General features: G+C 39.7%; 9 protein-coding genes. 1 reads left to right on the top strand and 8 read right to left on the bottom strand.

The annotated features are described in order from the left end of the window. Positions 1-432 precede the first annotated feature (432 nt). From tadA to tgt, 5 genes are all read right to left on the bottom strand, one after another. Positions 433-951, bottom strand: a complete 519-nt coding sequence (gene tadA / locus H346_RS0106795) for a tRNA adenosine(34) deaminase TadA (RefSeq protein WP_027970421.1) — start codon at positions 949-951, stop codon at positions 433-435. Then, positions 951-1,730 (bottom strand): MBL fold metallo-hydrolase, encoded by a 780-nt coding sequence (locus H346_RS0106790; RefSeq protein ID WP_027970420.1) that lies wholly within the window; start codon positions 1,728-1,730, stop codon positions 951-953. Before H346_RS0106790 ends, tadA begins: the two co-directional genes overlap by 1 nt. A 111-nt stretch (positions 1,731-1,841) precedes the next feature. After that, positions 1,842-2,381: a biotin transporter BioY gene (locus H346_RS0106785; RefSeq protein WP_027970419.1), complete on the bottom strand. Its 540-nt coding sequence runs from the start codon at positions 2,379-2,381 to the stop codon at positions 1,842-1,844. A gap of 3 nt (positions 2,382-2,384) precedes the next feature. Then, positions 2,385-2,696 carry a CHY zinc finger protein gene (locus H346_RS10295; protein WP_083940754.1) on the bottom strand — a complete coding sequence of 104 codons (312 nt, stop codon included), beginning with the start codon at positions 2,694-2,696 and terminating at the stop codon, positions 2,385-2,387. Positions 2,697-2,918: 222 nt separating this feature from the next. Continuing rightward, positions 2,919-4,061, bottom strand: coding sequence for a tRNA guanosine(34) transglycosylase Tgt (gene tgt, locus H346_RS0106780; protein WP_027970418.1), 1,143 nt, complete (start codon positions 4,059-4,061; stop codon positions 2,919-2,921). A 349-nt stretch (positions 4,062-4,410) separates the two neighbouring features. On the opposite strand from tgt, the gene H346_RS0106775 reads away from it, so the two are divergent. Beyond that, a complete protein-coding gene (locus H346_RS0106775) occupies positions 4,411-5,274 on the top strand; it encodes a DUF975 family protein (protein ID WP_027970417.1) in 864 nt (287 codons plus the stop codon). Between the two features lie 101 nt (positions 5,275-5,375). On the opposite strand, the gene perR is transcribed toward H346_RS0106775, so the two are convergent. The 3 genes from perR to polA form a co-directional block, all read right to left on the bottom strand. Beyond that, positions 5,376-5,846, bottom strand: a complete 471-nt coding sequence (gene perR / locus H346_RS0106770) for a peroxide-responsive transcriptional repressor PerR (RefSeq protein WP_027970416.1) — start codon at positions 5,844-5,846, stop codon at positions 5,376-5,378. 28 nt (positions 5,847-5,874) lie between these two features. Further along, a complete protein-coding gene (locus tag H346_RS0106765) occupies positions 5,875-6,306 on the bottom strand; it encodes a CoA-binding protein (RefSeq protein ID WP_027970415.1) in 432 nt (143 codons plus the stop codon). A 187-nt stretch (positions 6,307-6,493) separates the two neighbouring features. Continuing rightward, complete coding sequence (gene polA / locus H346_RS0106760; protein ID WP_027970414.1) at positions 6,494-9,136, bottom strand: DNA polymerase I; 2,643 nt, start codon at positions 9,134-9,136, stop codon at positions 6,494-6,496. Positions 9,137-9,224 lie beyond the last annotated feature (88 nt).

Genomic DNA, 9,224 nt, shown 5'->3' with positions numbered 1-9,224 from the left:
TCATTTATCAAGTTAGGGGCAACACTAAGTTTGGTGATAATCCAGTATTCTTTGGTTAGGTGGTTTGACCTAGATAAAACTGGGGTGAGCAAGGTCAACTTTCAAGTCGTTTGGTTCACTGCGTCCTCGGGGATCATGTGATACTCAAATCACCATACTACCCCAGAAGGAGCATATCAATAAAATCTTCCATTTCTTTTCAATCTCGGCTAACTGGCAACAAAACACCAAGAATAAAATCGTGACCCGGAGATAGCGAATTTACCAAGGCTGACGGTGGTCTAATTTATCACAATGAATAGCAAGAAAAATAATAAAATCAATCAAAGTATTCACCTCATTTCTAGTTTGCTTCTTTAACTGATTTTGTTATTATGATTCCACTTTCTGAAAGCGTAACTTTTTTCATGTATTTGGTGTGTCACTATGGATCTACTCACTAAGTGCCATTTCTTGCGCTTTAGCTAAACGTTTAGCTTCTTTTTGACGTTCTCGCCCCTGCCGAAAGAAAGTTTGCATAATGTTAGCACAGTCATCCGCCAAAAGACCACAGTCAACTTGCACACGGTGATTTAGCCGCTCATCCGTTAAAATCTGATAGAGACTATTCGCCCCGCCAAATTTTTGGTTTCTAGCCCCATAAATAACATGAGGAATTCGTGCCAACCCAATTGCCCCACTACACATGACACAAGGTTCAATCGTGACAAATAAAGTCGTCTCCAATAATCGCCAATTTCTTTCATGGGCATTAGCTTTGTTAATCGCCATGATTTCAGCATGCATAATGGCTTGATTAAGTTCTTCACGCGCATTATGTCCACGACCAATGATCTCACCATCTTTGACAATAACGCAACCAATCGGGATTTCTCCTTTTTGTAAGGACTTTTCAGCTTCTTTCAATGCCTCTCGCATGAAATAAGTTTGCTCTTCTACACTATATTCCATCAAGAAAGGCTCCCCAAATCCCAAGATTTATGTGGTAAGGCAAGGTCAACAGGAATTTGTCTCGCATAGCTCTGTGCTTCCTGTCTCAGAACGTCTAAATGATGATCTGGGTCAATTCCTTTTGGTGGTACTGGTGGCATATGTGTTAAAACAAGCTGTTTGACAGCCGCTTGGCTCGCAATCAGCCCCGCTTCCTTACTGGTTAAGTGAGCCATATGATTTTCATTGCCTTCATAAAGGTAAACATCTGCCAAGAAAAGATTTGCTTCCTTAGCAAAATCAGTAAGTTCCTCAAAATAGCCGGTATCTCCTGTAAAAACTAAAACGTGACCGGTCTCCTTTTCCAAAATACGAAAGGCATAACAAACCACTGGATGAACAGTTTTGATAAAAGAAACATCAAAAGGACCAATGGTTTCAACACCCTCAATACGATAGGCTCTCCCTTCTGACACACCAGGAATGCTTAGCTTGGAAAATTCATAACAGTCTTCGTCATGCCCATAAATAGGTAACACTTTTGCTTTCCAAAGGTGTTTCGGATAGAGTTGGTAATAATGACGTAAAACTCCCAAATCAGCAATATGATCCGGATGATAATGACTGATAATAACAGCATCTAAATCCAGTGGGTTTATTTCTTTTTCAAGTTCGTTGAGTGCCCTGCTCCCGGCATCCATTAATAATTGAAAGCCATCGTGTCCAGTTACCAGATAAGATGTTGTTCCAGCATCCTGATAAGGATAACCTCCCCATGAGCCTAAGGTTGTTAATTTCATGTCAAGCCCTTCTTTCTTGCTTTACCTTTTATTATAGCAAAAAATAATGATAAAGAAACTTTGCTGTGTATGAAAAACAAGCCCTAGCAAAGAGCCTGTTTCATCAATAACTTAATTTTGGGTGTTTAAAAAACTGTCTTTATATTTAACCGAAATCATTGTCGCAATGAGCGCCTTGATGGTATCGCCTGGAATAAACACTACATTCGACAAAAGCGATGCCGTGAGTGGCATCCTTGTATAAGCTGCTAACCAAATGGCTCCTACCGCATCAACCAGTAAAACTCCCGATAGAAAAAGCGCCAAGAAAACAAGTAGCGTATTTTTGGCAAACCCATTATCGTATAAAAACGAGAAAGCAAGGGGGACAAAAAGATAAGCAATCACATAACCAGCTGATGGTCCCATTAAAACAGGAATGGTTGTTTTTGATCCTGAGAAAACTGGTAAGAAGATGCCGATCACTAAAAACAAGACAACGGACAATGTTCCTTTTTTGCCACCTAACATCAAACCTGTTAGCATAATCCCTAAGTTTTGTAAAATAATAGGGACTGGAATAAAACCTAAGGGAATAGCAGGAATAAAACCTAAAATAATAATTAAAGTGGTCATCATAGCCACTTTAACAAGTTCCTTGGTTGAAAACATCTGTTATAACTCCTTTAAAAAATAAATAGCCTTGTGCCTGTAACAAGCAGGATTAAAGGGACTTTGGCAAAATGGACAATGACCACAATTATATTCAACTCGACTTAGGAGTTTACGACAGTGCCCACAAATAACGGGGAACTTTATAGTATGTCCTGTCGGCTCAAAGGCATGATCAGTCAGTTGGTCATGACAATGGTAGCAAGCATAATAAACCTGACAAGAAGCACACATCAGCCCAGCAATATCAAGGGATGTATGATAATGTAAACAACGAAACTCTTGGTCAAGCTCAATCCCAAAACACTTCTCCATATCTCAGCCTCTTGTAAGAGTTTAATCAAAAACCCGCCCTTTGTCAACCTCTCAAAAACAAAATGGTAACTGTTCGCCTGAAAAGAACACTTTAAAAACACCTAACCCCTGCCCAGATCACCTATTCAAAGAAGCTAATGATACTTTCTAATAAGAAAAAACGTGAAACAAGAGACTAAAAATCTTAATTTATCAGTCCTTGTCCCAGCTTTTTAGGCATGATTAAAAATTACGGTTGGATTTATTGTAACCATAACGCTCAAGGAAGTCTTGGCGGAATTCTAACAGGTTATCATCTATAATGGCTTGGCGAACTTTTTTCATCAAGTTGACCAAGAAATAAAGGTTGTGGTAGCTTGTCAATCGAATACCAAAGGTCTCATCTGCCTTTAGCAAGTGGCGAATGTAAGCACGAGTGTAGTTTTGACAAGTATAGCAATCACAGTCGTGGTCAAGTGGGGTAAAATCCTCAGCAAATTTGGCATTTTTAACCACGAGACGCCCTTCACTGGTCATGCAAGTGCCATTACGTGCAATACGCGTTGGCAACACACAGTCAAACATATCGACACCACGGATAACACCATCAATCAAGCTATCTGGAGCACCTACTCCCATAAGGTAACGAGGCTTGTTTTCCGGTAAGAGTGGGGTTGTGAAATCAAGGACGGCATTCATTTCGTCATGCGTTTCACCAACAGCTAAGCCACCAATGGAGTAGCCAGGGAAATCCATGGCTACCAAATCCGCCGCTGACTGACGACGAAGGTCCTCAAAACCCGCTCCTTGCACAATTCCAAATAACCCTTGATCATGAGATCGACGATGGGCTTTTAAGCCACGCTCTGCCCAACGACTGGTGCGTTCGATTGACTTTTTAACATAATCGTAAGGTTGGTAAAATTGTGGGCATTCATCAAAACTCATCATGATGTCAGACCCCAGATTATTTTGAATGGAAATAGCCTTCTCCGGTGAAAGAAACATCTTTGAACCATTCAAATGATTCTTAAAGGTCACCCCTTCTTCGGTAATATGACGAGAATCTGCCAATGAATAGACTTGGAAACCACCCGAATCCGTTAAAATAGGCTGATCCCAGTTCATAAACGTGTGCAAACCGCCCGCACGGGCGATCAACTCATCTCCTGGACGTAACCAAAGATGATAGGTATTTGATAAAATAATCCCTGATCCAATAGCTTTTAACTCTTCTGGTGACTGGGTTTTAACGGTTGCCTGAGTTCCTACTGGCATAAACATAGGGGTTGGAAAGGTTCCATGAGGGGTAATAATCTCGCCCAAACGTGCACCCGTGTGCTTGTCTTTTTTTATCAGGCGATACATAATCGGATAATCTGTCATTTTCTTTTTTCCTTGCTATCAAGATAAACAGTCTTGAGCTTTTTTACCTATTTGAGTGCCATTCAAAATAACTATCTGTTTTTTCCTCAATGTTGCTTAATTGCATTACTAGCAGCCTAAGAACTTATCAACTGATAGCTTTACACAATCTATTTGATTTCTCTTGATAAAAAAATCAAATAAAGGATTCTATGGAGAGTTACATAATGAATAGTCATCCCAATGCCTATCATTTTATCAGAAAATCCCAGGCTTGTCATGCTTTCCCATGGAGAAATCATGGAAGAGTCTACCATAATCACTGCCACAACTTTGGACTTTGTGATATAATACGGCAAAGGAGTTCACTATGTCAATTAGAAAAATAAAAAGCCAGGCAAGAGATACGCTAAAAAATCTTTCCGGCAAATACTTATTGTTTTTGATCCCAACGCTTTTAACCATTTTCCACTTTGGAATTGAGATACACCAGTGCTCTGTATTGATTAGCGGTATCGAAATATCATTGGTAGCTAACTACTTTCCTTTGTTGATTGCCCTTATTATCAGTCTTTTTACCTTGTCAGCTGCTTTTACCATGATTGACGTTATTCGGCATTACCGTCGTGAGGTTTCTTTTGCGGAATCAACGACCGCCTTTTCTAGCGATTTTTTTGGAAAACTATTGATTTTATTTATTGTCAAATGGCTCTTATTTCTTGTCTTGTCTTTGATAAGTTTTTTAGGTCTCTTTTTATTCTTCATTGGACTATCAGCCTTTTTAATCAATGCAAAGGCTGGTACCGAAACAATGACTTCGATTGTCTTTTTAGTTTTAGGAACAATTATCGCACTTGTTGGCTTTTCGACTTATATTAACCGTTACTACGCATATCGGCTGGCAGAATATATTCTCTATGATAAGGTCAAAAGTGAAACTTATTTGGGTTCTATTGCCGCTATTGAGACTAGCAAGGCAATGATTAAGGGCTATAAATGGAAACTTTTCTTGTTGCAGCTAAGTTTTATTGGCTGGTTCTTTTTAAATCTTTTTACTCTTGGATTATTAACTATCTACCTTTTGTCTTACTTCACAACAGCCAATGTCATTTTTTACGACCACTTAAAACAGCGCTTTGAGGAAAATGATGAGCCACTTGAGAGGGAACATTTAAGAATCCCAAAACTCAATAAACAACCTAAACCTCTCATGTGTGAAGATCCGCACGAATAGAAATAAGGTAAGCCCCTCAGCGCAAAGTGTTTGAGGGGCTTACCTTATTTCTATGTCATTTTTATTTGTCAGTTTTAACAGAGCAATCTGTAAGACCTATCTCACCCTTTAGCAGACTCATCTTTGGCTTGGCATTCGGGGCAAATACCATAAGCAATTACAGGAATACGAGTTACTTTATAGCCTGTCTGTTGGTGTGCCTCTTTGGCAATATCCATGACATCAACATCCATGAAATCAGCAATTTTCCCACAGTTTTCACAAACCACATTAACGTGTTGGTGGCCCATAAAGTCATAATAGGTGGTCAAATCATTGCTAATTTTAAGTTCTGACACAAATCCTTCATCAACCAAAACTTTCAAATTATTATAAACCGTTGCAAGGCTCATATTAGGAAATTCGGGTTGTAGGTCACGATATATTTTATCGGCACTCGGATGCTCTGTCGATTGAATCATATAAGAAATAACAGCCTTACGTGTTTCAGTGATCCGAATATGCTTTTCTCGTAGATGCTCTAGGACATTTTCATAGGCATCTAGGGCTTGCTGATGTGAATGGATGTCCATAAGCGACTAACTCCTATTTTTTCTTTCATTATAACACAAGATCCAAATATTCCATCTTAAGGCAACGGTTCATAACAATGTCTTGTCTACCGCCTGTTCGCAACAAGTTCTCTGCTTCTTGATTTTCTAAACCCAGCTGTGCCCAAAAAACCTTGGCTTGACTCTCTAAAAAGTCTTTAGCAACATCAGGTAAGAACTCACTCCTACGAAAGACATCAACAATGTCAACTGCAAAAGGAATGTCCTTAACACTTGCGTAAACGCATTCCCCTAAAATGGTTTGACCTACTAACTTAGGATTGACAGGAATAATCTGGTAATCCATAGCTTGCATAAATTTGGCAACATCGTAAGCAGCTGTATCTTGACGATCCGACAAACCAACCACGGCAATGGTTTTAGCTGACGTTAAATAAGTTAAAAGACAGTCATCTGAGGGATTTTGAAAAGAATAAGTCATCTTGGGTTTCCTTACGTATCTAATTAATAGTTAAATAAGATAAAGGCTAGAGCAATCAGGACACTCAAAAATCACACCGACCTTCGAGAAGCATCCGTAGAAACCATTCAAACCCATTTAGCATTCCTCTCATTTTTCACTCTATTATAGCACAAGTTATTAAAATGAGAAATAACGAAACAAGATACTACTTCGCTTCATACCAACTTTGACCAGCATTTTCATCAACACATAAAGGAACTGCCAAGTCTACGGCTACTTCCATGGTTTTTTTGACCAGTTTTTTAATGGCTATCAACTCATTATTTGGCACTTCAAGAACAATTTCATCGTGTACCTGTAAAAGCATCTTGGCTTTGAAACCGCCCGCTAGCAAAGCCCTATCCAAATTTATCATAGCAATTTTTAAAATATCAGCTGCACTTCCTTGGATTGGCGAATTAATGGCGGTACGCTCTGCAAAAGAACGGACATTGAAATTGCGCGAGTTGATGTCTGGTAATTCACGACGGCGGTTAAAGAGGGTTTCCACATAGCCCTTATCTCTAGCCTCACGCACCACTCTCTCCATATAATTTTTAATGCCGGGGTAGCGTTCAAAATAGGTGTCAATATAAGTTTTGGCTTGTCTGCGTGTAATGCCTAGATTGTTAGACAAACCAAAATCAGAGATACCATAAACAATTCCAAAGTTAACGGCCTTGGCATTACGGCGATCATTAGCGGTAACCTCTTCAGCTTTGTCAATGCCAAACACGCGCATCGCAGTTGAGGTGTGAATATCAGCTCCTTCTTTAAAGGCAGCAATCAAATGCTCATCCCCAGAAATGTGTGCCAACACCCGCAATTCAATTTGTGAATAATCAGAACTTAGTAAGACGGAATCGTCATGTGATGGGGTAAAGGCTTTACGGATCAAACGCCCTTGCTCTAAGCGAACGGGAATATTTTGCAAATTCGGATCGACACTGGACAAGCGACCTGTCTGAGTTAAATCTTGCACATAGCGCGTATGGATCTTGCCATCTTCTAAAATGTAATCCTGTAAGCCAATCACATAAGTGGACTGCAATTTAGAGATTTGACGATAATCCAAAATTTTAGCCACAATCGGTGCTATGGGTGCCAAACGTTCCAAAACATCTACCGCTGTGGAGTAGCCTGTCTTTGTCTTTTTAGTCATTTCAATCGGCAGCTGCATTTTTTCAAAAAGAATGCTTCCTAGCTGTTTTGGGGAATTGATATTAAAGACTTCACCAGCCATCTCGTAGATGTCTTGGGTCAAAGCGTCAATAATCACCTTGTTTTGCTCTGCCATTTCTTGTAGTGTCGCTTGATTAACCTTGATTCCTTCGATTTCCATCTTGGCTAAAACATTGGCTAGGGGAAGTTCGACCTCTTGATACAGGCTTAGTTGATCGTGTTCAGCCAATTGATCAAGCATAAGGGTTTTGCTGTCTAGTAAAACCTTGACCTTGCGGGCTAAGTGACCTAAAAGAACATCTTTTTCAGGGATAGCACGCTTAACCCCTTTGCCATAAACGGTTTCATCTTCTTCCAAAGAAATGGTGGTAAACATGCGAGCAATCGTGCTTAGCTCATTATTCTCTACATTTGATAAGAGGTAATTTGCCAAGCGAGCATCATAACGAGGTTCTGCTAAATCAATTCCTAAATGGCTTAACAAGACTTTGCTACGCTTGAAATCGTAGGTTTCTATTGGCTTTTGAAAGACCTTTTTGAAGTATTCATCTGATAACAAGCTTAGATCCGTTGAGGCATAAATATTATCGTCATGTCCCCAAGCAAAGGCAATCACGTTCTCTCGGTGATAATTCTCACGAAGTACCTCAAAATAAAACATATCCTCATCACTAAACAAATCAGCAGACAAATTAGTAACTTCTTGGTAAGTAATAGCAACTGCTTCTTCTTGCGGTAGCTGGTTAGCCAGACCTTTCTTTAATTGGACAAAAGCCATGTCGTCGTAAAATTGAGACAAACGAGCCAAATTTGGACCTCTATAAGCAAGATCATCCAAGCCAATGGTAATTGGCGAATCGGTATTGATAGTTGCAAGTTTTTTAGAAAGAAAGGCTTGCTCACGGTCATTAATCAAATTCTCTTTCATTTTTGACGCTTTAAAGTCATCAACATGCTCGTAAATACCTTCCAAGCTGCCGTATTCATGAAGGAGTTTTAGCCCTGTTTTTTCACCAATTTTCGTAACTCCTGGGATATTATCCGACTTATCTCCCATAAGGGCTTTGAGGTCAATAAACTGACTTGGGGTCAAACCCATTTTTTCCATGAGATAGTCTGGGGTAAATTCTTCAAATTCAGCCACCCCTTTTTTCGAAATCTCAACCACGGTATTTGCGTCAGTTAATTGAATCAAATCCTTGTCTCCGCTAACAATAGTCACATCGAAAGGCACTTTTGTTCGCTCTGCCATTTTATCAAGCGTCCCGATAATATCGTCAGCTTCATAATGCTCCAAATCATAAAAGGGAATTCCAAGGGCAGTCAACATCTCACGAATGTAAGGGAACTGCTCTCTAAACTCATCTGGTGTTTTGGCACGACCTGCCTTGTAATCTGCATACATCTCGGTACGAAAAGTCGTTTTGCCCGCATCAAAAGCTACCAGAACATGGGTTGGCTGGACCCGCTTCATCATATGGTCTAACATCAAATGAAATCCGTAGATGGCATTGGTATGGAGACCGCTAGGATTTTTAAAGCGATCTATTTGATTGTAGAGGGCAAAAAAAGCACGAAAGGCAACAGACGAGCCGTCAATTAAAAGTAGTTTATTCTTGTTTTCCATAGCTTTATTATAGCATAGAGAGGCGTGCTTTGCGTTTTTAAGCTTTAGCTTTTGCATCACAGATTTTTTAACACTAAAAATCCTACAA

It is taken from the genome of Streptococcus castoreus DSM 17536 (assembly GCF_000425025.1).
GTDB classification, from domain to species: Bacteria; Bacillota; Bacilli; order Lactobacillales; family Streptococcaceae; genus Streptococcus; species Streptococcus castoreus.
Note: the sequence above shows the minus strand (reverse complement) of the source record. Positions and strands in the feature narration are given on the sequence as shown.

Bases quoted from the DNA above. Each gene is read 5' to 3' on its own strand.
- tadA (WP_027970421.1), bottom strand. From the start codon at position 951: ATGGAATATAGTGTAGAAGAGCAAACTTATTTCATGCGAGAGGCATTG.
- H346_RS0106790 (WP_027970420.1), bottom strand. From the start codon at position 1,730: ATGAAATTAACAACCTTAGGCTCATGGGGAGGTTATCCTTATCAGGAT.
- H346_RS0106785 (WP_027970419.1), bottom strand. From the start codon at position 2,381: ATGTTTTCAACCAAGGAACTTGTTAAAGTGGCTATGATGACCACTTTA.
- H346_RS10295 (WP_083940754.1), bottom strand. From the start codon at position 2,696: ATGGAGAAGTGTTTTGGGATTGAGCTTGACCAAGAGTTTCGTTGTTTA.
- tgt (WP_027970418.1), bottom strand. From the start codon at position 4,061: ATGACAGATTATCCGATTATGTATCGCCTGATAAAAAAAGACAAGCAC.
- H346_RS0106775 (WP_027970417.1), top strand. From the start codon at position 4,411: ATGTCAATTAGAAAAATAAAAAGCCAGGCAAGAGATACGCTAAAAAAT.
- perR (WP_027970416.1), bottom strand. From the start codon at position 5,846: ATGGACATCCATTCACATCAGCAAGCCCTAGATGCCTATGAAAATGTC.
- H346_RS0106765 (WP_027970415.1), bottom strand. From the start codon at position 6,306: ATGACTTATTCTTTTCAAAATCCCTCAGATGACTGTCTTTTAACTTAT.
- polA (WP_027970414.1), bottom strand. From the start codon at position 9,136: ATGGAAAACAAGAATAAACTACTTTTAATTGACGGCTCGTCTGTTGCC.